Origin of the sequence: Pseudomonas sp. UBA5706 (genome assembly GCF_002419965.1) — a bacterium.
Lineage (GTDB): Bacteria > Pseudomonadota > Gammaproteobacteria > Pseudomonadales > Pseudomonadaceae > Aquipseudomonas.
Genome location: NZ_DIHC01000047.1, coordinates 11,209 through 32,536 on the forward strand (window position 1 = coordinate 11,209; position 21,328 = coordinate 32,536).

A 21,328-nucleotide genomic window follows, 5' to 3' on the forward strand; every position below is an offset into this window, starting at 1 on the left:
GGCCTGGATTGAAAAGCCCCGATGCGTTCGGGGCTTTTTGTTTTCGGGAGCGTTTGAATGTGCAGTTCTGAAATCAGGGCTGGGCAGGTATCTATGCCGGTGTGGGTTGGGAAGGTTTAAGCGCGGTGGCAGCGACCGCTGGTGTATCGGGCGTTAAGGCCTGAACAGGTGCGCATGCCCAGCGCGATATAGCGATGATTCACTGAATACGTCATTACCCAGCACGCGTCCTACCAATATCAGCGCAGTGCGCCGAAACCCCTTGGCAGCGACCTTTTGTTCAATGTCTGCCAGCGTCCCGACGACCCAGTCCTGATCCGGCCAGCTGGCGCGATGCACGACGGCGATGGGGCAGTCCTTGCCGTAATGCGGCATCAGCTCGGCGACGATCTTGCCGAGGTTGTTGACCCCCAGATGAATCGCCATGGTCGCTTGGTGTTGGGCCAACGCCGCCAATTGCTCCCTTACAGGCATGGCGGTTTTGTCGGCGTAGCGGGTGAGAATGACGCTTTGCGAGATGTCCGGCAGGGTCAGTTCGGTGCCGAGCAACGCGGCACAGGCAGCGGTAGCGGTCACACCGGGGATGATTTCGAACGGGATGTCGAGTTCACGCAGGCAGCGAATCTGTTCGCCGATAGCACCGTACAGGCTGGGGTCGCCGGAGTGCACGCGTGCGACATCCTGGCCTTGTGCATGAGCGGATTTCATCAAGGCGATGATCTGCTCCAGGTGCAATTCGGCACTGTTGACCCGTTGAACGGCCTGATGCCCTTCGAGTACCGCTTCGGGGACCAGGGAGCCTGCGTAGATGATCACCGGACAGCTGCGGATCAGGCGCTGGCCTTTGACGGTGATCAATTCGGGATCGCCCGGGCCTGCACCGATGAAGTAAACCGTCATGGCGTCTTCATATCCTGTGAGTGCAGCGCGCGTTCTGAAGGTGCCGCTGCCGCTAAGGCAAACGTGGCCCGCGAGCTGTTTCGTCGTTCGATGACAAGGCGTGCCGGCGATCCACTCAGTCGCGAAGCCATGGCCAGCGCCGCGCTCTCGGCGACACCGTGACACCCGGTGCTTTCGAAGGCGATCTGCGAGCGATGGCTCAATTGCACCTCGAATGCAGCCAGCTCTTCAGCGCTGAAGAACGCCAGTGGCAGCGCCAAGCGTTCGGCGAGATCCAGCAACCCGCTTTCTGAGGACTTCAGGTCGATCGAGGCAAGCGCGCAGATGTCGGCCAGCGTCAATCGATGCTCAAGCAGGCTGACTTCGATCAGGCCCTCAAGCACCGAGACCGGGCAGCCACGCTGGCAACCGAGGCCGATCACCAGGCACGGGGGCGCCGCTTCGTTCATAGCGCGGGGTTCAGGCCAGCTTGCGTCGAGCGTGGCTCGTAACGGCGGAACAGCCAGGCGCTGAGCAGGCCCATCGCCACCCAGAACGCCGCGTTGGTCAACAACGAAGCTATCTTGAACTGCGCTTCCAATGCTTCAGGCGCCAATGCCGAATGGACGTCCGGCTGAGGCGCGCCCAGCACGTGCGGCACCACGAGAATCGCTGCGCCTAGCAGTTTCAGCAGCCCGTTGTGAGCGAATGCGATCAACGCCAGCCCAACAGCGGTAGAGGCGGCGGTTCCGACCCACCAGATCTGCCGTTGAGTCAGATCGGCGGCTGCGGTGCCTGGTAATTCCGGTGGCAGGCCCAAGGTGGGTGCGAGTACGAACACTGCGTAACCGGCCAGCCCCCAGAGTGCGCCCTGGCGGGTGCTGCCTGGAGCGCGCAGGGTGTACAGCGCCGCCAGCATCAGGGCGAAACCCACCGCGACCACCAGATTGCCGCCGGTGGTGGACAGTACGCGTTGCCAGCCATCTTCCGGCTCCCAGGCCTCTTCGTCATGGACGTGACCGGCCATGGCGCCTTCAGCATGCTCATGGGTTTGCGCGGCAGGCGCTTTCTCGTAGGTTTCGGCCTGGAGGATCAATGGCGCTACCCAGAAACTCTGCAACAGCGTGAGCAGCAGGGCGGCGAGCAGTCCGGTAAAACCGGCCGTTTGAGCGATTCGCTTGAACATGATGGCAAGCCTCAGTGACAAGGGAAGGCAGCGCTGTGACGGGTATCGTGCGCCGCGTTGTGCACGGCGTCGATGTGCGAGAAACCGGCGAAGTAGACCAGGCAGGCGCCAAGGATCATCGCGCTGATGGCGGCGGTGAGGCGCTGGCTCAAGGTGTTGACGTTGCTGATGGTCTGGCTGGTGGTACTGATCGACATGGCGCTTCCCTCTGGGCTGTCGGCGAAGGGGAAGGCGCAAGCAAGCCCCTGACGAATGTCAGTGGCCAACTCAACAGCGCCCGCCCACCGCGGGTTCGTTATATGGGTTTGCCGGGCCGGTCTCCGGGCTTGCGAGGGGCATGGAACATGCCGGCAAGAATCACCTTCCCATATCGCTGAACGACACAGTGGATCTGACTCTTCGCTCGCTTACCGTTGCGGGGGCAGCGCCGGACTTGCACAGACATTGGAGTCTGAACGCACCGGTTTCCCGTTTCACCCTGTGAAGGGCACCCGTAACAAGGCGTGTAGGAGACCACGGAGCAGGGCGGCAGTCAATCGAAGGCAGATCGGTCCGGCCGCCGGATGCCGGGGCGCTATCGCGGTAGCAGTCTGGCGTGCCGACAGCAGCAACTTTCAGGATGCCACCCTCGGCAAGCCGGATTGCACTAGCGCCGCATATCAGACCGGCCTTGGTCTTGCCCACGGTTTGCTCGTTGACCTTCGCCAAGCCACTGCGTAGCCTTGCGCACTTGAGGTTCGCCGATCTTGTTGTCATCCGGCTCGGCGCTAAGAAGGGAATGTGGTTCAAGCCACAGCTGCCCCCGCAACTGTAAACGGTCAGGTTCATTGCACGGCCACTGCGCGAGCGGGAAGGCGCGATGAACGTGTTATGCGCTGGCACCGATGCCAGCCTGTTCACCGCCGTGAGCCAGGAGACCTGCCTCGAACACGGGACTGTATTCATGCAGCCCGACGCATTCTCATTACAACCGGGCGGGGTGATCCGGTGGCGAATCGAACGGCGAGGCAGTCGACATTGACGGTTGCGCGGTTCTCGTCCTCTTTGCCCGCCGCTGCGCCTGAGGGCAATCATGAAAACACTGGCCAAACTTCCCGTCACTATCGTCACCGGCTTTCTGGGCTCGGGTAAAACCACCTTGTTGCGTCATATGCTCGATAACGCCGAAGGGCGGCGTATCGCGGTGATCGTCAACGAGTTCGGCGAGCTGGGCATCGACGGCGAAATCCTCAAGCAATGCACCATTGGCTGCACCGAGGAAGAAGCCAGCGGTCGGGTCTACGAGTTGGCCAACGGTTGCCTGTGCTGCACCGTGCAAGAAGAGTTTTTCCCCGTCATGCAGGAGTTGGTGGCCCGGCGCGGCGATCTGGACCACATTCTTATCGAAACCTCGGGCCTGGCCTTGCCCAAGCCGCTGGTGCAAGCCTTCCAATGGCCGGAAATCCGCAACGCCTGCACCGTTGATGCGGTGATCACCGTGGTCGACAGCCCGGCCGTGGTCGCCGGTACATTCGCCGCCTTTCCCGATCAAGTGGACGCTCAGCGCAAACTCGACCCGAACCTGGATCATGAGTCGCCGCTGCACGAATTGTTCGCCGACCAACTGGCCAGCGCCGATCTGGTCATTCTCAATAAAGCCGACATGCTCGATGCCCAAGCGCTAGCCGCTGTCCGCGCCGACGTTGCCGAAGAATTGCCGCCCGCGGTGAAAGTCATCGAAGCCAGCAAGGGCCAATTGCCGATCAGCGTGCTGCTGGGGCTGGGGGCTGAGTCCGAGTTGCACATCGACGGTCGCAAGACTCATCACGATCACCATGAAGGCGACGATCATGACGACCACGATCATGACGCCTTCGATTCGATCTCCATCTCGCTGCCTCAGGCCGATGAGGCGCTGTTGCTCGATGCCCTGGCTCAAGCCGTCGTGCAGCACGGCATTCTGCGGGTCAAGGGCTTCGCTGCCATTCCCGGCAAACCGATGCGACTGCTGGTGCAAGGGGTGGGCACCCGTTTCGACAAGCATTTCGACCGCGCCTGGAAGGCCGATGAGGAGCGTCTGACCCATCTGGTGCTGATCGGCCAGTCGCTTGACGCCGCAGTGCTGGAAAGCCAATTGCGCAGCGCGGTCGCGGCCTCAGGGATTAAAGGCTAAGCATGCACCTGCTGCGCACCCAGCCCGGCGGCTTCGTCCCCGATGACAGCATTGCGGACTTGGGGCAGACCCCCGCCGAGCTTGTGATTCTGTGCAGTGGCGACTCGCATCTGGCGCTGCTCGCCGAAACCGCGCAGCAATTGCCGGACGATTACCCCAGCCTGCGCCTGGCCAACCCCATGCAGGTGCAGAATCACGCCTCGGTCGACCTGTATGTCGACCAGGTGCTGCGCCACGCCAAAGTCATCCTCCTTTCGCTGCACGGTGGCATCGGCTATTGGCGCTACGGCGTCGAGCGACTGGTGGAGTTGGCCGCCAAGGGTGTGAAGCTGATTCTGGTCCCTGGAGACGATCGCCCGGACCCGGAACTCAGTGACCTGAGTACTGAGCCGGCCGAAGACCGCGAGCGGCTCTGGCATTACCTGCGCCAGGGCGGCAAGCAAAATGCACTGCAGATGTTCCACTGTCTGGCCAGTCGCTGGCTGGGCCGCGACTACCCTTGGAACGAACCGCAGACGCTGCCCCGTGTGACGATCTACCATCCGCGCAAAGCCAATGCCGGACTGGCTGACTGGCAGCCGGACTGGTGTGCCGGGCAGCCGGTGGCGGCGATATTGTTCTACCGCTCGCATTTGCAGGCGGCCAATACCGGTTTTATCGATGTGTTCTGCCAACGGCTGCTGGCCCAGGGTTTGAATCCGTTGCCCATCGCCGTCGCCAGCCTCAAAGAGCCAGAGTGCCTCGGCACGGCGCAGGACTGGCTCGACGAGTCCGAGTGCGAGGTCATCCTCAACACCACCGGTTTCGCCCAGTCGAGCCCGGAAGCGCCTCATCTGCGGCCATTTCGGCGCAACATCCCGGTGATCCAGGCGATCTGCGCCCAGGACAACGAGCCGGCCTGGCAAGCCAGCGAGCAAGGGCTTGGCTCCCGGGATCTGGCTATGCACATCGCCCTGCCGGAGCTGGACGGACGCATCATCAGCCGGCCAATCAGCTTCAAGGATCTGGCCTGGTACAGCGAGCGCAGCCAGTCTGACGTGGTCTGTTATCGCGCTCAGCCCGAGCGTATGGATTTCGTCGCCGAACTGGCGCGGCGCTGGGTGTTGCTGGCGCGCACGGCCAATGTCGACAAGCGGGTAGGGCTGATTCTGGCCAACTACCCGACCCGTGACGGGCGCATTGGCAATGGCGTAGGGCTGGACACCCCGGCGGCGGCGCTGAATATTCTTAAGGCCATGCAGGGCGAGGGCTATCCTGTCGAAGGCCTGCCGGAAAACGGCACGGCGTTGATCCATGCGCTGCTCGGCGGTGTGACCAACGACCCCGACAGCCTCGATCAGCGGCCTTGCCATCAAAGCATGGCAATGGACGACTATCTGGCAGCGTGGCAGACCCTGCCCGAAGCCAATCGCGAAGCGGTCATGGCACGCTGGGGCGAGCCGCAGCAGGACCCGATGTGTCGCGGCGGACGAATGATGATCGCCGGGCTACGCTTTGGCCTGGCGTTCGTCGGCATTCAGCCGGCAAGGGGTTACGACGTCGATCACAGCGCGGTCTACCATGACCCGGACCTGGTGCCGCCCCACGGCTACCTGGCGTTCTATTTCTGGTTGCGCAGGACCTACGGTGCCCACGCGGTGATCCACGTCGGCAAGCACGGCAACCTGGAATGGCTACCGGGCAAGGGCGTGGGGCTTTCCGAACACTGCTGGCCGGACGCGATTCTCGGCGCGATGCCCAATATCTATCCGTTCATCGTCAACGATCCGGGCGAAGGCGCGCAGGCCAAGCGACGTACCCAGGCAGTCATCATCGATCACCTGATGCCGCCACTGACGCGAGCGGAAACCTACGGCCCGTTGCGCAACCTGGAATTGCTGGCCGACGAGTATTACGAGGCGCAACTGCTCGACCCGCGCCGCGCCCGGGAGCTGCAAAAGGACATCCTCAAGCTGGTTCGTGAGACCCATATCGACCGGGAGCTGGCGTTGGGTGATGCGATGGGCAGTGACGCCGATGCCGCCATCTGGCTACCGCGGCTTGATACCTACCTGTGTGATTTGAAGGAGTCGCAGATTCGCGACGGCTTGCATGTGTTTGGCGAGTCGCCCGCCGGGCGGCTGCGCATCGACACCTTGCTGGCCATCATGCGGGTACCGCGCGGGGACGGTCGTGGCGCGAATGCCAGCCTGGTGCGTGCCTTGAGTCACGCGCTGGAGCTGGCGTTCGACCCGCTGGACTGCAACCTGGGCGAGCCGTGGATGGGGCGCAAACCTGATGTGTTACTTGAACTGAGCGCCGAACCCTGGCGCACAGCGGGTGATACCCGTGAGCGGCTTGAGTTGTATGCGGGGCAGATGATTGAGCAGATCGTTGGTGGTGGTGATGTTTATTGTCTACAGAACAATGAGTTACAAAGCATTGTTAATGCAGTAAAGAAGGTTGTGGCACCGACCCTGGACGCGTGTGGTCCCGCCGAAATGCGCGGCTTGCTGGACGCTTTGCAGGGGCGCTTCGTTCCGGCCGGCCCCAGTGGCGCACCCAGTCGAGGGCGGCTGGATGTGCTGCCCACCGGCCGCAACTTCTTCTCGGTCGATGTGCGCAACCTGCCGACCATGACGGCTTGGCGTATCGGTTTTCAATCGGCGAATCTGCTACTGGAAAGGCATCTGCAAGATCACGGCGACTCTCTGCGTCAGTTGGGGTTGTCGGTCTGGGGCACTGCCACCATGCGCACCGGCGGCGACGACATCGCTCAGGCCATGGCCCTTATGGGTGTGCGCCCGGTGTGGGCAACCGGCAGCCAGCGGGTCGATGACTTCGAGATTCTGCCGCTGAGCCTGCTCGATCGCCCGCGGGTCGATGTGACATTGCGCGTTTCCGGGTTTTTTCGTGATGCCTTCGCCAATCTGATTCGCTTGTTCGACGCCGCAGTTCAGGCCGTTGCCGCGCTGGATGAGCCCGATGAGATGAATCCGCTGGCCGCACGGGTACGTCAGGAGCGTGCGCAACTGCAGCGCGACGGCTTGAGTGCCGAACAAGCGACGAAGCAGGCGGGGTGGCGGATCTTCGGTGCCAAGCCAGGTGCCTACGGAGCAGGTGTGCAGAATGCCATCGATGGGCGTCTCTGGCAGACCCGCGCCGACCTGGCCGAGGTGTACCTGAACTGGGGCGGTTACGCGTACGGCGCGGCGGATGAAGGCACACCGGCGCGCCAGGATTTTGCCCGGCGACTGAGTCAGGTTCAGGCCGTGGTGCAAAACCAGGACAATCGCGAGCACGACCTGCTCGATTCCAATGACTACTACCAGTTTCAGGGCGGCATGCTCGCGGCGGTGGAAAGCCTCGGCGGCAACAAGGTCGCAAGCTACCATGGCGATCACAGCCAGCCCGACCTGCCGAGGATCCGCAGCCTCAAGGAGGAGTTGAACCGGGTGGTGCGCTCGCGGGCTGCCAATCCCAAGTGGATCGAAGGGGTCAAGCGCCACGGCTATAAAGGCGCGTTCGAAATGGCGGCAACCGTGGATTTCCTTTTCGCCTTCGACGCCACCACCGAGCTGATCGACGATCATCAGTACGCCTTGCTGGCCGATGCCTACCTGCTCGATCCATCGACCCGTGCCTTTATCCAGCAGCACAACCCGGATGCCCTGCGCGACATGGCCGAGCGCATGCTGGAAGCGCAGCAGCGTGGGTTGTGGGAGCAACCGGGGGCGTATCGGCAAGCGCTGGAGGATTTGCTGCTGGATATAGAAGAAACATGATGCTCAGCGGGTTTTTGCAGCTGTCCGGCTCACCGACGGTGTGGTCATTGGCCTCGCTGCCGCCGGCAAGCCGGATGGTGACCGGGGACCGTGCAGGTCGCAGGAGCCGTGACCGATACGATGATTGACGAGAGCCCAACCATGACCGATACACCACGTTTCCCCTTGGCCGCAGTGGTCGGCGCTGACGAGTTGAAGCTGGCGCTGTGCCTGAGCGCCATTGACCCGAAAATCGGCGGGGTGCTGATCCAGGGGCCACGCGGTATGGCCAAGTCGACACTGGCGCGGGGCCTGGCCGATCTGCTGGCCAGCGGGCAGTTCGTCACGCTGCCGCTGGGCGCCACCGAGGAACGGCTGGTCGGCACACTCGATCTGGATGCGGCACTCGGCGAGGGCCGGGCCGCGTTTTCGCCGGGAGTGTTGGCCAAGGCCGACGGCGGGGTTCTGTATGTCGATGAGGTCAATTTGCTGCCGGATCATCTGGTGGATCTGTTGCTGGATGTAGCTGCCAGCGGGGTCAACCTTGTAGAGCGCGACGGCATTTCCCATCGCCACCCGGCGCGCTTCGTGCTGATCGGCACCATGAACCCGGAGGAGGGCGAACTGCGTCCGCAGTTGCTCGACCGCTTTGGCCTGAATGTTGCGTTGAGCGGCCAGACCCTGCCCGAACAACGGGGGCAGATCATTCGTCGTCGGCTGGATTTCGACACCGCGCCTGACGCGTTTTGCCAGCGCTGGGCAGGCGAGCAGCAACTGCTGAAGGACCGATGCGAGACTGCCCGTCGCTTGCTGGTGAACATCGAACTGGATGACCTGAGCCTGGCGACCATTACCGAACGCTGCTATGCCGCAGGCGTCGATGGCCTGCGCGCGGACCTGGTCTGGTTGCGGGCAGCGCGGGCGCATGCGGCCTGGCGTGGGGCGTCGGCGATTACCCTTGAGGATATCGATGCGGTGTCCGACTTCGCCCTGCGCCATCGTCGTCATGACACTCAAGCGCAGCAGCCACCTTCATCCCCGCAGCAACCGCCCGCGCCACAGCAACCAAAGCCCGACTTGCACACCGCGACGCAATCTGCGGATGCAGCGCCCGGGCAAGGTGAAGGTCTTTGGGGAGAGATGCCCGCACCCGCGCTTGCCACCGGCGCGCGCCGTGAAGTGCCGAGCTGGCCAAAAAAGCCCTAGGCATCCGCCCTCGCCAGAGGGGGGCGGATGCCAGCCCCCGGCCCGGTAGCCTTGATGGTGGCCAAAGCGGCGCGGCCCGGTCCGGTGCCAATGGCGCCATCGCCTGGCTGCCGACCCTGTTGCGCGGGCGACCGCAACGCCGCGCCGACCTGGTGCGCCAACCGCGCACCCGACGTGCGCAGGTGCTCTGGCTGGTAATCGTCGACGCGTCGGCCTCTACCCGACGCCATCAAGCCTTGAGTGAGGCCAAGGGGTTGCTGGCGCAGTTGTTCGACGATGCCTATCGGCAACGGGCGCGGCTGGCGCTGCTGACCGTCAGCCATGGCAGTCCGCGCTGGCAGCATCATGGGCTGAAGGCCGGGCCGGCACTGCAGGCGTGGCTGACGACTCTGGGGGCAGGCGGTGGAACCCCCTTGTTGGAGGCCATTGAGGAGGCGAGGCAGTGGCTGGGCAAACGCCGCAAGCGTTATCCGGCAGAGGCGCAGCGGGTACTGATTGTGACCGACGGGCGGGTCAAGGATGCTCCGTCGATCCTCGCGCTGCAGTGCCCGAGCCTGTTGATCGATATCGAACGCGGACCGATCCGGCTGGGCAAGGCGGCGGCACTGGCGCGCCAGTTGGCGGCCGAGTATGTGCACATTGATGCGCTGAGCTGACAGGCGACTCGTCCACACCGGACTGGGCTCGGCATCCGCATCTATCTTGGACTGCGCACCCTCAAGCCAAAATGCCGTTGCCTTAAGTGCTGCGCTGTCACCATCAGGCTGGCATCACCCAGGGCTCGAGGCTGTAACCCTCGCCGCTGATTTCGGCGCGCGCCTGTTCGAGAAACTGCGCCAGCTGTTTTGGGTCGCTGTAAGCACTGCTTGGAATCTGTTTGCGACCGATACGGGTGCTGGTGCGATCGACCACGGTCAGGCTCAGTTCGCCATTACCGTCCTGGGGCGCCCAGGCAACGCAGCGGAAAGGTTCGAATGCGTGACCGGCAATCAGCAGAGCATCGTTAAAGCGCAAAGGGGCGTTCATGGAAAGTCCTCAAGTGCCCGTATCAAATCAATCACCGTCGGCGGGCTTCCCGAGCAGTTGATACCTGTACTGATGACCTGCGCAGGGGGGTAAGTCACACGGTGTGTCGCTTTTTTTCAAAATGATTCAGCTCACGGCGACAGAGCGAATGGGTTCCGGTCGGGCTAATCGGTGTTTCAGCGCTGTATCAACCCGCTGCATCGGTCGCGGGTGTTTTTTACCTGGCTAAGCACGTTTCGATCTGAGGCTTATAGTGAAACGGTCCAAGCGGGCGTCAAAAAAATTGCTAATGTATCCGAATGGATCGCCAAGACGCTGTTTATAAAACGTTTTTGCTTTTAACCATCTTTTGCTTCTGATGCCGAGGAATTCCCATGCATGAACTGGCATCAACCCGTCGCCTGTTAATTGTCGAGCCTTGCGAAGAATCCTTGAGCCTGATCCCCGGCCTGCGTATCGCCGGTTGGCAGGTGGACAGCTGTTCGCTCCAGGCCGCTGCTTCATATCCATGCGATGTGGGGTTGATTCGGTTAATGCCGCACCATCTTGAGCACCCGCAGGTCATCAAGGATCTGATCGGCCGCAGCCACACCGAATGGATCGCCGTGCTCACCGCCGACGACCTGCGGCGCGAGTTGATCGGAGATTTCGTCTGCGAATGGTTCTTTGACTTTCACACCCTGCCTTTCGATGTTGCCCGCGTACAAGTGACCCTCGGGCGGGCCTACGGCATGGCGCGGTTGCGTGCCCAGGGTGCCCGGTACGGCAATGGCCCGGATCATGAGATGCTCGGCGAGAGCCGGCCGATCCGCGAGCTTCGTCGCTTGCTGACCAAGCTGGCGCCGACCGAGTCGCCTGTTTTGATCAGAGGGGAAACCGGCACCGGCAAGGCGCTAGTAGCGCGCACGCTGCACCTGCAATCGCAGCGTCGTCTGCAACCGTTCGTGTCGATCAACTGCAGCACCGTCGGCGAGTACCAGTTGCAAGCCGAACTGTTCGGTTATGAGACTGAAAGCGTCAATGGCCGACAACGCAGACCAGGGCGTATCGAGGCTGCCAATCGCGGCACCTTGTTTCTCGACGAGATCGGCGATTTGCCGCTGGATGTGCAGGCCAACCTGCTGCGTTTTCTCCAGGAGCGACACATCGACACCGGTACGGAGCGGATCGCGGTGGACGTACGCATCCTCGCCGCGACCCGTGTAGACCTCGAAGCGGCGATTCGCACACGGCAATTTCGCGAGGATCTGTATTACCGGCTCAACGTGCTGCAAGTGGGTACCGCCCCCTTGCGTGAGCGCCATGGTGACCTGGCGCTGCTGGCCAATCACTTTGCCCACTTCTACAGCCAGGAAACCGGTCGTCGTCCACGCAACTTCAGTCAGGATGCGTTAATCGCCATGGGTAAGCATGACTGGCCGGGCAACGTTCGAGAGTTGGAAAACCGCGTGCGTCGCGGCCTGGTGTTGGCCGAAGGAAGACAGATCGAGGCGTTCGACCTCGGGCTGCTGGGTGATGAGGAAATCAGTTCGAGCATGGGCACCCTCGACGACTACAAATCCCGGGCTGAGCGTCAGGCGTTGTGCGACGTCCTTACGCGTCACAGCGATAACCTCAGCGTGGCGGCCAAGGTGCTGGGGATTTCGAGGCCGACCTTCTATCGCTTGTTGCACAAGCATCAGATTCGCTGAAGGCTGCTTAGGCTTGGCCTGCGGCGTCAGACCTGCCGGCTGGCTGGCTCAACAGCGGGGGCCATCAATCGTTGCACGGCCTCAAACGCTTTGTCCTGGCGGTTGTTCCAACTGCCATCGATGACTTCATAACGCTGGCCATGTTTGTCGAGCCAGTGCTTGCTGGCCTCGAAAAACAGCCGACGCTCGGCCAGCGACGGCTGGCAACGCTGACCGTCGCCTACCCACTCGACGCCCTCTGGGGACAGCAGCAGGTGCAGGTCGTAATGCCTGGCCAGCAGTTGCTCGTCGAGCCACGGTGGGCTGTCGCCGAACAGGGTGCGGCTCCAAAGAATATTACTCAGCAGATGCGTGTCGAGAATCAGCAGCTCGGGCGTTCCTGCACGGGCAGCGTCCTCCCAGGCCAACTGGCCACGGGCGATCGAAGGGATGTCGGCGTAGCAGGTGTCGCGCTGCACCGTATCGATGAAGTGGCGCACATACTCACCGACCAGCTCGCCGCCAAAGTGCCGCTGGATACGGCTGGCGAGCCAGCTCTTGCCGCTCGACTCCGGACCTGCCAGCACGAGGACCTTCATCGAGTGGTCAACGCGCCAGTGCAGGGTCGGCACGCCAGTCGCGCCAACCCTGCACGGCCAACAACGTGAACAAGGCGTACAACGCTGCAGTCAGGTACAGCGTTTTATAAAGGAACAGTGCGACGAAAATGACGTCCAGCACGACCCACAGCGGCCAGCATTGCAGGCGCTTCTGAGCCATCCACACCTGCGCCACCAGGCTGAAACCGGTCAGTGCTGCGTCGAGCCAGGGCTGCGCCGCATCGGTGAAATGCGCCATGGCCGCACCAAGGGCCAGGCTGACCAGCGCGCCGATGGCCAGGCTCAGGCTCAGCTCGCCGTTGCCCAGCGACGTGACCGTGCGCGCATTCATGGCCGCGCCGCGGCGGGTCCATTGCCACCAGCCATACACTTGCAACCCGGCATAGACAACCTGCAGCAGCATGTCCGAGTACAGCTTCACGTCGAAGAATATCCAGGTGTAGAGCAACACCATCACCAAGCCGATCGGCCAGCCCCATGGGTTCTGTTTGACGGTCAGCCAGACGGCGATGACACCGAGTGCAGCGGCCACCAGTTCAAGCCCGGACATGGAAACTCCTGCAACGGTAAGGAGGGAAAAAAGGGCTGCGATTGTATGCCGTTTACGCCCGGTTGTGGTGGACCGATTCAAGGCGCGCGCAGACGCGCCAGCGATAGGTAAAACCGCGTTGTTCTGCCTGCCGACGTCAAAGGTTGCACGCCAATATCCATGCTAGAGCGTTCGCCGTAAAGGTCTGTTAGGATCGCGCCGCTCGCGTGCTTGAGCCTGCAGTCATGACTGTTCATGCGGTTTTTACACCTGACCGTTTACCGTGCCCCGCACAGTGCTCAATACATATCAAGAGAGCTTGCCAGGAGCAGGCTCCATTCTGGGGGAATGATGGATCTTTGGACCGCCGCACAGGCGTTAATACTGGGTGTCGTTGAAGGGTTGACGGAGTTCCTGCCGATCTCCAGCACAGGGCACCAGATCATCGTCGCGGACCTGATCGGCTTCGGCGGCGAGCGGGCAATGGCGTTCAACATCATCATTCAGCTAGGCGCCATTCTGGCAGTCATGTGGGAGTTCCGGCACAAGATTGTTGAGGTGGTTAGCGGCCTTGCCACGCAACCGCAGGCGCGCCGCTTCACGGTTAACCTGATCATCGGGGTGCTCCCGGCGGTGGTTCTGGGGGTGATGTTCTCCGACCTGATTCATGAATACTTGTTTAACCCCATCACCGTGGCCGCAGCCTTGGTGATCGGCGGTTTCGTCATGCTTTGGGCCGAGCGTCGGGAGCACCAGGTGCACGCAGAAACCGTGGAGCAGATGACCTGGGCTGACGCGCTGAAGGTCGGATTCGCTCAGTGTCTGGCGATGATTCCCGGCACGTCGCGCTCGGGCTCGACCATCATCGGCGGATTGCTGTTCGGTCTGTCGCGCAAGACGGCCACTGAGTTCTCGTTCTTTCTGGCAATGCCGACCATGATCGCCGCTTCGCTCTATTCCGGCTTCAAGTACCGCCACCTGTTCCAACCCGATGATTTCGCGGTTTTCGCGGTGGGTTTCGTGACCTCGTTCATCTTCGCGATGATCGCGGTGCGCGCCTTGCTCAAGTTCATCGCCACCCACAGTTACGCCGTGTTCGCCTGGTACCGCATCGCATTCGGGCTGCTGATTCTGGCGACCTGGGTCTTCGGTTGGGTTGACTGGTCCAGCGTGCAGGCATGAGTCAGTGAGTCAGCGCTTCAAGACCGTCGCAGCCAGCCGCAACGAGAAAGCCCCGGTGCGTTTCCTGCAGCTCAAGCTGGCGGTGCTGGTGTTGCTCTGTGCCTTGCCGGCGTACGGGGTGGTGTCGATGGGCTTGCGCGGCGGCAGGTGGTGGCCGGCGGCGATCTACCCCTTGATGAGCATGATCGCTTTCACGCTGTATGGCTGGGACAAGAAGCAGGCCCGCGTTCAAGGCCAGCGAACGCCTGAGAAGGTGTTGCACGCCACCGAGTTGCTGGGCGGCTGGCCGGGTGCGCTGGTAGCGCAACAGGTGTTGCGCCACAAGACGCGCAAGGTGTCCTATCAAACGGCGTTCTGGCTGATCGTGCTTATGCATGAGGTGTTTTGGATCGACCGATTGCTGCTGGGCGGAAATTTCCTGGCGCGGCATTTTTATTGACGCTGCACCCGGTTAAAGCTTGAGCGCAATCTGCCTGCGCTTAGGCAACTTGCTGACCACCAGTTGGTGGGAGCGGGTCAGCAGGTCGCGCAGTTCGTGGTCGCTCATCGCGTAGGGGTGGGTCAGGCTGACCCAGTACGCGCGAGCCAGGTAGGGAGCAGGGCGCACGCCGGGGCGGTCGATGTAGCCGAGGAACAGGTCAGCACCGATCTTGAACGACAGGTCGTTTCCTGCCAGGCCCATGACGGCGAACATTTTGGTTTCGGCGACAGAGAACACACGTACGCCACCCCATTTGTAATCCTCCCGTGCGCCGGGAAGCGTCAGGCAAAAAGCGACGACGTCATCGGTATTCATGGGGCTCCTTTGAACAGGTTGGGTGCAGGCGTTCAGGGCGAGTTGCATTCTAGGCGTCTGACATACGCAGTGTCAGCCCACTCGCTGAATGGCGCGCTGATTCAGCGGCGTACCGCTGCTGTGTGCTCGTCCAGCGCGTTCGACGCGTCATTCTCCGCGTCGAGGGCGGGCTTAGGCTGGCAATTTCCCATGCACCTTATCCTCACGCACCTTTATCGAGCATCGAAAAAAACCTGTCGTGTCCAGGCGCCCTGAAATCCCCGCGGCAAACAGCCCGTGCCGAATAGGCTCAGGCGTGTGCCCAATCAGCAATTGTCCAACAGCGGCGGCTGATACACCTTGAGTTCGGGCCGGGCAGTTACGAAGGCGCAGATCTTCGCGCGCTGTCCGGTTGTTTTCACCCAATAACAATGACTGCCGTCGAGTTCGCCCCAGGCTTGTGTCTGGCGGACGTGATCGTCACCTGTGAAACAGCCCCGGAAGCCATCCTCAATGACCATTGATTCTTCAACCCTGCGCACAGCCTCGGCCACTTCCCGGCGCGGACCGTGGAAAGAGATCGTCGCCGCCAGTTTCGGTAACGCTCTGGAATTCTACGACCTGCTGATCTACGGCTATTTCGCTGTGGTGATCGGCAAACTGTTCTTCCCTTCGGACAACGAAACCACTTCGCTGCTGCTGGCCGTCGGCTCCTTCGGCATCTCATTCCTGATGCGTCCGCTGGGTGCCATCGTGCTGGGCTCCTACGCCGACCGGGCCGGGCGCAAAGCGTCGTTGACCCTGTCGATCCTGATCATGCTGGTCGGCACCGCATTGATCACCTTTACCCCGTCCTACCAGCAGATCGGCCTGGCGGCGCCGCTGCTGATCGTCGTCGCGCGCATGCTGCAAGGCTTCTCCACCGGCGGCGAATTCGGCGCGGCGACGGCGTTCATGGTCGAGCACGCCGACGCCAGCCGTCGTGGTTTTTTTGCCAGCTGGCAGCTGTCGACCCAGGGCTTGGCTACCGTGCTGGCGGCCGGCGTCAGCGCGTTGCTCAGCTATCTGCTTAGCGAGGTGCAACTGAGCGAGTGGGGCTGGCGCGTGGCTTTCGGTGTCGGTCTGCTAATCGGTCCGGTGGGCTTTTATATTCGCCGTCAGATCGACGAAACCCCGGACTTTCAAAACGTGGCGGCCAAGGCGGAGCAGAAGACCCCGTTGCGTGATGTGCTGATCAAGGGGCAGGTCAGCCTGTTGCTGGCCATCGGCGTGGTGGCCGGCGCGACGGCGTTCAACTACGTGCACAAGCTGTACATGCCGACGTATGCGCTCAAGCAACTGCACATCGCAGCCACCTCGTCTTACCTGGGGGCGCTGGTGACCGGCATCACCCTGATGCTCATGGCGCCGGTATTCGGCAGCCTGTCGGATCGCTACGGCCGCTTCCGGGTGCTGACCATTGCCTTGCTTATTACCGGCTTTTCGTCGTACCCGATGTTCGTCTGGCTTAACCACTTCCCCAGCGTCTCGACCTTGCTGATGGTCCAGGCGGTGGTGGGCGTGCTGATCGCCGCCTCGCTGGGACCTATCCCTGCCATGCTCGCCGATATCTTCCCAACCCGCATTCGCGGCACGGGCCTGGCCCTGAGCTACAACTTTTCGGTGACGCTGTTCGGCGGTTTCGCGCCGCTGATCGTGACCTGGATGATCGACGCCACGGGCAGCAAGCTGGCGCCGAGCTTTTATGTGGTGGCCACCTCACTGGTCAGCGTTATCGCCGTGATCATTCTTGGACGGCGCATGCGATACAGCCAGCCCGCCTGAGCCTTGCCGATTTTTCAAAACGACCCCCGGTGTGCCGCCGTGCTACCCAAAGCATGAGGGGCCGGCCGGCGCATGCATTGTCTGTTGGAGACTGAAATGAAGACCCTTGAGCAAGTCCGCGCATCCCTGAAACCTTACCCCATCGAAGTCCAGTTCCCGGATATCCAGTGCTGGCAGCACGGCACGGACGGCATCGAATATGTGCACACCTTCGACAGCGGTGTGGCTGGCCCTCACGTGATGATCATGGCCCTGACCCACGGCAACGAAGTCAGCGGCGCGATTACCGTCGATACCTTCCTCAGGCGCCAGCTGCGACCGGTTCGCGGCCGCCTGACCCTGGCGTTCGGTAACGTGGAGGCTTATCAGCGGTTCGATGCGCAGGACATCGATGCCACCCGTTATCTGGACGAAGACATGAACCGCGTCTGGCTGGCGGACAAGCTGGACGGCGCCCGCGATAGCGTCGAACTGCGCCGGGCCCGGCAGTTGCGCCCGTTGGTGCAGACGGTGGACCTGTTGCTGGACATCCACTCCATGCATGAAGAAGCCGCACCGGTGATGATGTGCGGCGCGCAACGCAAGGGCCTGGACTTCGCCGCGACCCTAGGCACGCCGCAGACCGTGGTCGTGGATGCGGGACATGCCAATGGACGGCGTTTGCGTGATTACCAAGGCTTCGGCGATCCGGCCAGCACGAAAAATGCCTTGCTGATCGAAACCGGGCAGCACTTCTCCAAACGCAGTCGGGAAGTGGCGTTGGACACGGCGGCGCGCTTTCTGGTCATGACCGCAACCGTGCCCCGTGAAGACGTGGCCGAGTTCATCGGCCCGGACAGCACGCTGCCCCAGCGCTTTCTCGAAGTCACCAGCGCGGTTGTGGCGCGCAGCATGGATTTTGCGTTTGTCGAAGACTTCCGCGGTCTGGAAGTGATCGAGAAGGCCGGGACGGTGATCGCCCGTGACGGCGACACAGCGATTGTTACCCCCCACGACAACTGTGTGCTGGTACAGCCCTCGCTACGGCATCTCGGTGTCGGGGTGACCGTGGTGCGACTGGCGAAGATTCTGGACGTGGTTCCCCAACCGCTGGCGTTCTGATCGCTGTTGCCGACTGCAGCAAGGTTGTCGGGGGAGGGAAGGTTGCGACGCGAGGTCTGGCGCGAGAACGGTTATGATGCCGGTCCGGCCCCAAAGCGATGGCCGCGCAGCCTTCACCCGACTCAGGATTGCCATGTTCACCATTACCCGCCTGGAAAACACCCCGCCCGAATCCATTGACAGCCAGATCATGCAGATGGTGGTCGACTACGTGACCGATATCAGCATGGTCGGCATCGCGCCGAGTAATCCGCTGTACCCGCTGTATCAGTACGGCGTGGGTCATGAAGTGCATCAGTACATGCAGGCGATGGACGGCTCCCGGGGTTTTCCCGTGGAGCTGATCGTGGCGCTGGACGAGGAAGACCCGTCAAGTGTGTCGGGTTATCTGCTGTACCTGCCCGTGCAGGGGGATGCGCAGGCGTGTGCCGTGGCCTACATGGCCGTGAAGTCGAACCAGCGACGCCGCGGCATTGCCCGCGCCATGCTGCAGAAGATGCTTGAGCGTTACCCCCATGCCGAGCTGGCGTGCTTCGTGAACAAGGTGTCGTACTTCGAGGCGATGGGGTTTCAGGTGCTTGGCGTACGCGGCCCGCAGGTGCTGATGAACACCCGCGACCAGCAGACTGACGGCCTGCTGGCGGTGCTCGACATCGCTCCCATCTACAACTCCGTTGAAGTGCGACAGATCCACGCCTACCTGCTCAAGCAACATGGCAAGCGCGCCATGACCGACGCAGAGAAACAGCGCGACCGGCAGCTGGATCAGATGACACGTCAGGCACGTCTGTACGTTCAGCAGCGGCTGAATTAAGACCCGGCCCTTCGGGGCTTACAACGACGCCACACCCGGCAATGCGCGTTGTTCGAGGCCGCTTAGCGCACTTGCTCTGCCAAATCAAAACGACCCGATTGCTTGCTCCACATCTCCAGCAGAAAGTCGGTTTCCTCATGCCGAACCACTGGTTGCAACTGCAGATGCTCGGCAAGCAATGCGTGCGTCTCTCGCCCGAGCATCGGGCAACCTTCGATGGGGTGTAACCAGTGACAGGCCAGTACCGCCCCGTCCGGCGTCAGGCTGGAGGCGATGCGCTCGATCACCTGAACGAACAGCGCAGGCGGCAGATAGTAAGCCCACTCACTGACCACGATCAGGTCGAACTTGCCCTCGGGCCAAGCGTCCGGCAGGCAACCCTCGACGATCGTGGCACGGGGGAATTCACTCAAGCGTTTGCGCGCCAGCGCGACCGCCCTCGCGCTCATGTCCATGCCGATCAACTCGTCGCAGCGATGCGCCAGACGCAGGCTCAGCTCGCCATTGGCACAGCCGGGTTCGAACACACGAGCGTAGCGCTGGCGGGGCAGGGCAGCCAGGGTCAGGTCGCGCTTGCGTTGCTCGTACCAACGGGTACGAAAGGCCCAAGGATCGTCGCTCTCGGCGAACAACTCGTCGAAATAATCGGCAGCAAGACTCACAGAAATACCAATTCGAAAGGCTGCAGCAGGCGCTCCAGCGTAGAAGGGTCGAGCACCGGTGCAGCGCCGGTGCTGGTGTCAGATTGTAACTGGCTGACGTGCGCGGTGATTGCCAGACGCTTGCATGTTAGCTGCGCCTCGTTGAGCAGCAGCTTGCGCGCCCGATCCCAAGGCAGCCTCGGATCATTGGGTTCGGCCCAGTGCCAGGCCCACACGGGCATCTCCAGCAAGGTCGCACCGGTGTTGCCAGCGGCTTGCGCGGCGCAGTGACCGACAGCCTCGTGGTCGCAGTGGCCGTCATGACGCCAGGTGCTGAGCAACACATCGCTGGGGCGCAGGTCTTCGCTGAGCAAGGCAATCAGCGATTCGGCGCGCTCGGCCACGTGTCCGTCGCCCAGACCCAGACGCTGCCAACTGATGTGCGACGCGTCAATTCCCAGGCTCCTTAGGGCGCCCTCACTTTCCAATCGGCGCTGCGCGCGCAGTCGCGGCTGCGGCCAGTGCGTGGACCCTGGGTGACTGCCTTCTCCATCGGTGACCGAAATCAGGTGGATGTCTTCCTGCCGCTCGGCCATCGCAGCCAGCAGCCCGCCACAGGCCAGTACTTCATCGTCCGGGTGAGGCGCGAGCACGATCAGGCGTGAACCGGGTGGGACCAGCGCCTCCAGCGAAATCGGCTGCACGCAGTTCAATGCCGTGCTGTTTTGCCATTCGCTCAACGGCGTGCCCTGAACACCGAAAGGCAAGTCCTGACTCATAGCGACCAGTCCTGCGTGTCACGGCTGACGAGCAGTTGACCGAGTTGCGCCAGGTCGCGTTCGGCGTGGCTTTGGCGGATGAAGACCGGCAAATCCACAGCCAGACGGGCGAATTGAGGATCGCGGCAGAAGGGCGTCGCGCCCAGTGCGCGCCCAACATGCCGACAGACCTGCTCGACCGCCATTTCGACCTGCGCCCGCACGCGCTGCACCGCCAGGCGCGCATCGTCCCGGGGGTGAGCGTCAATCCAGTACGCGCAATCGCGCAGGGTAGCCGCTGCGCCATAGAGGGCAGCATCCACCGCGCCCAAGTGCGCATCGGCATGTTCATCGGGCCGACCTTGTTGACGTTGTTGGTGAAGCGAGCGCGCCAGCGAAGTGGCAGCGCCGTACCAGGCGGCGGCGATGCCAGCGCCGCCCTGCCAGAAACCGGGACGCGACAGATACGCGCCACTTTCGCCTACGCACTGGCCCACGGCATTTTCGAAATGCAGATCGACGCTCGCGGTGTGAGCCATGCCCACCGCCTGCCAGGCTTGCGCATCGATGGTGACGCCGGGCTGATCGAGTCGCACCGCCACCAGCTGCGGCTGGTCGTTGCTGCCCCAAACGGTGATCAGCGCATAGTCGATCTGTTGCGCGCCTGAGCACCACGCCTTGCGCCCGTCCAGACGCACCTGGTCGCCCTTACGCTCGCTGGCCAGGACACGTGCCGATGGCGGTTCTGCCGCCCATACGCCCCAGATGCCAGGCTCGGCAAAGGGCGCGCAGTCCAGCTCTTGCAGAATAGCCAAGGCGTCGGTGTGGCCTTCATAAAGTTTGAGCAGCGCCAGGTCGACAGCACCGACGGTGGCCAGTTGCCGCCAGCGTGCCAAGGTCTGGCCACTGCCGGGTAATGGCAGTTGATCGAGTCCGCGCTCGACGCAAAGACACATCGCATCACGTAGACGGCTGTCGCTGCTCGGCACGTTGGGCCGGCGCGCGAAATCCGCCAATACCGCCTCAATTCCCTGCGAGTGATCGCCCATGCCTGAAGTGCTCCCGCCTATTCCTTCCGCGCCTGCGCGAAGTGCGCAGGCTGCCTATCTGCGTTCGGCAGCGGCCCTGGGCCGGGGTTCCAACTATCTGCATTGCCGAATAATCGACCAAGGAAATAATTTGACTTATTTGATTTGTGATCACATATTTCACCCACAAGAAC

Annotated in this window: 21 protein-coding genes and 2 riboswitches; of the genes, 10 read left to right on the forward strand and 11 right to left on the reverse strand. The window is 62.3% G+C overall.

Annotated elements, in window-relative coordinates:
- Nucleotides 1-153: 153 nt before the first annotated feature.
- Genes cobM through B3I26_RS24195 form a run of 4 tightly spaced genes read right to left on the reverse strand, consistent with a single transcriptional unit; the run spans nt 154 to nt 2,262 of the window.
- Nucleotides 154-900 carry a precorrin-4 C(11)-methyltransferase gene (cobM, locus tag B3I26_RS24180; RefSeq protein WP_296261424.1) on the reverse strand — a complete coding sequence of 249 codons (747 nt, stop codon included), beginning with the start codon at nt 898-900 and terminating at the stop codon, nt 154-156.
- Nucleotides 897-1,349, reverse strand: coding sequence for a cobalamin biosynthesis protein (locus B3I26_RS24185; protein ID WP_296261425.1), 453 nt, complete (start codon nt 1,347-1,349; stop codon nt 897-899). Before B3I26_RS24185 ends, cobM begins: the two co-directional genes overlap by 4 nt.
- On the reverse strand, nt 1,346-2,065 hold the full coding sequence (locus tag B3I26_RS24190) for a CbtA family protein (RefSeq protein WP_296261427.1): 720 nt from the start codon (nt 2,063-2,065) through the stop codon (nt 1,346-1,348). The genes B3I26_RS24185 and B3I26_RS24190 overlap by 4 nt, the downstream gene beginning before the upstream one ends.
- 11 nt (nt 2,066-2,076) lie before the next feature.
- On the reverse strand, nt 2,077-2,262 hold the full coding sequence (locus B3I26_RS24195) for a CbtB domain-containing protein (protein ID WP_296261428.1): 186 nt from the start codon (nt 2,260-2,262) through the stop codon (nt 2,077-2,079).
- A gap of 97 nt (nt 2,263-2,359) precedes the next feature.
- A riboswitch (cobalamin riboswitch) is annotated at nt 2,360-2,575 on the reverse strand.
- Nucleotides 2,576-2,781: 206 nt separating this feature from the next.
- Nucleotides 2,782-3,005, forward strand: a riboswitch (cobalamin riboswitch).
- A 132-nt stretch (nt 3,006-3,137) separates the two neighbouring features.
- Between B3I26_RS24195 and cobW the strand changes: the two genes are divergently transcribed.
- From cobW to B3I26_RS24215, 4 genes are all read left to right on the forward strand, one after another.
- The gene (gene cobW / locus B3I26_RS24200; RefSeq protein ID WP_296261431.1) at nt 3,138-4,217 is read left to right on the forward strand and encodes a cobalamin biosynthesis protein CobW; all 1,080 of its coding nucleotides are present in this window, start codon (nt 3,138-3,140) and stop codon (nt 4,215-4,217) included.
- A 2-nt stretch (nt 4,218-4,219) separates the two neighbouring features.
- Nucleotides 4,220-7,981 (forward strand): cobaltochelatase subunit CobN, encoded by a 3,762-nt coding sequence (gene cobN, locus B3I26_RS24205; protein WP_296261434.1) that lies wholly within the window; start codon nt 4,220-4,222, stop codon nt 7,979-7,981.
- Between the two features lie 141 nt (nt 7,982-8,122).
- Complete coding sequence (locus B3I26_RS24210) at nt 8,123-9,166, forward strand: ATP-binding protein (protein WP_296261435.1); 1,044 nt, start codon at nt 8,123-8,125, stop codon at nt 9,164-9,166.
- A gap of 2 nt (nt 9,167-9,168) precedes the next feature.
- The gene (locus B3I26_RS24215; RefSeq protein ID WP_313484265.1) at nt 9,169-9,822 is read left to right on the forward strand and encodes a vWA domain-containing protein; all 654 of its coding nucleotides are present in this window, start codon (nt 9,169-9,171) and stop codon (nt 9,820-9,822) included.
- Nucleotides 9,823-9,925: 103 nt separating this feature from the next.
- On the opposite strand, the gene B3I26_RS24220 is transcribed toward B3I26_RS24215, so the two are convergent.
- Nucleotides 9,926-10,192 (reverse strand): hypothetical protein, encoded by a 267-nt coding sequence (locus tag B3I26_RS24220; protein WP_296261437.1) that lies wholly within the window; start codon nt 10,190-10,192, stop codon nt 9,926-9,928.
- Between the two features lie 374 nt (nt 10,193-10,566).
- Here B3I26_RS24220 and B3I26_RS24225 point away from each other — a divergent pair, with 374 nt between their 5' ends.
- Complete coding sequence (locus B3I26_RS24225; protein WP_296261439.1) at nt 10,567-11,883, forward strand: sigma-54-dependent transcriptional regulator; 1,317 nt, start codon at nt 10,567-10,569, stop codon at nt 11,881-11,883.
- A gap of 26 nt (nt 11,884-11,909) precedes the next feature.
- On the opposite strand, the gene B3I26_RS24230 is transcribed toward B3I26_RS24225, so the two are convergent.
- Together B3I26_RS24230 and pnuC are read right to left on the reverse strand one after the other, a co-directional pair.
- Entirely contained in the window at nt 11,910-12,461 is a 552-nt protein-coding gene (locus B3I26_RS24230; protein ID WP_296261441.1) for an AAA family ATPase, read from the reverse strand.
- A 7-nt stretch (nt 12,462-12,468) separates the two neighbouring features.
- Nucleotides 12,469-13,032: a nicotinamide riboside transporter PnuC gene (gene pnuC, locus B3I26_RS24235; RefSeq protein ID WP_296261443.1), complete on the reverse strand. Its 564-nt coding sequence runs from the start codon at nt 13,030-13,032 to the stop codon at nt 12,469-12,471.
- 330 nt (nt 13,033-13,362) lie between these two features.
- On the opposite strand from pnuC, the gene B3I26_RS24240 reads away from it, so the two are divergent.
- A complete protein-coding gene (locus B3I26_RS24240) occupies nt 13,363-14,193 on the forward strand; it encodes an undecaprenyl-diphosphate phosphatase (RefSeq protein WP_296261444.1) in 831 nt (276 codons plus the stop codon).
- A 4-nt stretch (nt 14,194-14,197) separates the two neighbouring features.
- Entirely contained in the window at nt 14,198-14,632 is a 435-nt protein-coding gene (locus B3I26_RS24245) for a DUF1294 domain-containing protein (protein WP_296261447.1), read from the forward strand.
- Between the two features lie 12 nt (nt 14,633-14,644).
- Here the strand turns inward: B3I26_RS24245 and B3I26_RS24250 are convergent, their stop codons facing one another.
- Nucleotides 14,645-14,989: an MmcQ/YjbR family DNA-binding protein gene (locus B3I26_RS24250; protein ID WP_296261449.1), complete on the reverse strand. Its 345-nt coding sequence runs from the start codon at nt 14,987-14,989 to the stop codon at nt 14,645-14,647.
- 492 nt (nt 14,990-15,481) lie between these two features.
- Between B3I26_RS24250 and B3I26_RS24255 the strand changes: the two genes are divergently transcribed.
- The 3 genes from B3I26_RS24255 (at nt 15,482) to B3I26_RS24265 (ending at nt 18,707) form a co-directional block, all read left to right on the forward strand.
- On the forward strand, nt 15,482-16,792 hold the full coding sequence (locus tag B3I26_RS24255; RefSeq protein ID WP_296261450.1) for an MFS transporter: 1,311 nt from the start codon (nt 15,482-15,484) through the stop codon (nt 16,790-16,792).
- Between the two features lie 96 nt (nt 16,793-16,888).
- Nucleotides 16,889-17,893, forward strand: coding sequence for a succinylglutamate desuccinylase/aspartoacylase domain-containing protein (locus B3I26_RS24260; RefSeq protein ID WP_296261451.1), 1,005 nt, complete (start codon nt 16,889-16,891; stop codon nt 17,891-17,893).
- A gap of 133 nt (nt 17,894-18,026) precedes the next feature.
- Complete coding sequence (locus B3I26_RS24265) at nt 18,027-18,707, forward strand: GNAT family N-acetyltransferase (RefSeq protein ID WP_296261453.1); 681 nt, start codon at nt 18,027-18,029, stop codon at nt 18,705-18,707.
- Between the two features lie 62 nt (nt 18,708-18,769).
- On the opposite strand, the gene B3I26_RS24270 is transcribed toward B3I26_RS24265, so the two are convergent.
- The 3 genes from B3I26_RS24270 to B3I26_RS24280 are packed head-to-tail and all read right to left on the reverse strand — an operon-like array spanning nt 18,770 to nt 21,155.
- Nucleotides 18,770-19,369: a class I SAM-dependent DNA methyltransferase gene (locus B3I26_RS24270; protein ID WP_296261455.1), complete on the reverse strand. Its 600-nt coding sequence runs from the start codon at nt 19,367-19,369 to the stop codon at nt 18,770-18,772.
- Nucleotides 19,366-20,127, reverse strand: coding sequence for a PIG-L deacetylase family protein (locus tag B3I26_RS24275; protein ID WP_296261457.1), 762 nt, complete (start codon nt 20,125-20,127; stop codon nt 19,366-19,368). Before B3I26_RS24275 ends, B3I26_RS24270 begins: the two co-directional genes overlap by 4 nt.
- Nucleotides 20,124-21,155, reverse strand: a complete 1,032-nt coding sequence (locus B3I26_RS24280; protein ID WP_296261459.1) for an acyl-CoA dehydrogenase family protein — start codon at nt 21,153-21,155, stop codon at nt 20,124-20,126. The genes B3I26_RS24275 and B3I26_RS24280 overlap by 4 nt, the downstream gene beginning before the upstream one ends.
- Nucleotides 21,156-21,328 lie beyond the last annotated feature (173 nt).

Bases quoted from the DNA above. Each gene is read 5' to 3' on its own strand.
- B3I26_RS24195 (WP_296261428.1), bottom strand. From the start codon at position 2,262: ATGTCGATCAGTACCACCAGCCAGACCATCAGCAACGTCAACACCTTG.
- B3I26_RS24190 (WP_296261427.1), bottom strand. From the start codon at position 2,065: ATGTTCAAGCGAATCGCTCAAACGGCCGGTTTTACCGGACTGCTCGCC.
- pnuC (WP_296261443.1), bottom strand. From the start codon at position 13,032: ATGTCCGGGCTTGAACTGGTGGCCGCTGCACTCGGTGTCATCGCCGTC.
- cobW (WP_296261431.1), top strand. From the start codon at position 3,138: ATGAAAACACTGGCCAAACTTCCCGTCACTATCGTCACCGGCTTTCTG.
- cobM (WP_296261424.1), bottom strand. From the start codon at position 900: ATGACGGTTTACTTCATCGGTGCAGGCCCGGGCGATCCCGAATTGATC.
- B3I26_RS24230 (WP_296261441.1), bottom strand. From the start codon at position 12,461: ATGAAGGTCCTCGTGCTGGCAGGTCCGGAGTCGAGCGGCAAGAGCTGG.
- B3I26_RS24185 (WP_296261425.1), bottom strand. From the start codon at position 1,349: ATGAACGAAGCGGCGCCCCCGTGCCTGGTGATCGGCCTCGGTTGCCAG.
- B3I26_RS24280 (WP_296261459.1), bottom strand. From the start codon at position 21,155: ATGGGCGATCACTCGCAGGGAATTGAGGCGGTATTGGCGGATTTCGCG.
- B3I26_RS24275 (WP_296261457.1), bottom strand. From the start codon at position 20,127: ATGAGTCAGGACTTGCCTTTCGGTGTTCAGGGCACGCCGTTGAGCGAA.
- B3I26_RS24225 (WP_296261439.1), top strand. From the start codon at position 10,567: ATGCATGAACTGGCATCAACCCGTCGCCTGTTAATTGTCGAGCCTTGC.
- cobN (WP_296261434.1), top strand. From the start codon at position 4,220: ATGCACCTGCTGCGCACCCAGCCCGGCGGCTTCGTCCCCGATGACAGC.
- B3I26_RS24240 (WP_296261444.1), top strand. From the start codon at position 13,363: ATGGATCTTTGGACCGCCGCACAGGCGTTAATACTGGGTGTCGTTGAA.
- B3I26_RS24250 (WP_296261449.1), bottom strand. From the start codon at position 14,989: ATGAATACCGATGACGTCGTCGCTTTTTGCCTGACGCTTCCCGGCGCA.
- B3I26_RS24260 (WP_296261451.1), top strand. From the start codon at position 16,889: ATGAAGACCCTTGAGCAAGTCCGCGCATCCCTGAAACCTTACCCCATC.
- B3I26_RS24220 (WP_296261437.1), bottom strand. From the start codon at position 10,192: ATGAACGCCCCTTTGCGCTTTAACGATGCTCTGCTGATTGCCGGTCAC.
- B3I26_RS24210 (WP_296261435.1), top strand. From the start codon at position 8,123: ATGACCGATACACCACGTTTCCCCTTGGCCGCAGTGGTCGGCGCTGAC.
- B3I26_RS24265 (WP_296261453.1), top strand. From the start codon at position 18,027: ATGTTCACCATTACCCGCCTGGAAAACACCCCGCCCGAATCCATTGAC.
- B3I26_RS24255 (WP_296261450.1), top strand. From the start codon at position 15,482: ATGACCATTGATTCTTCAACCCTGCGCACAGCCTCGGCCACTTCCCGG.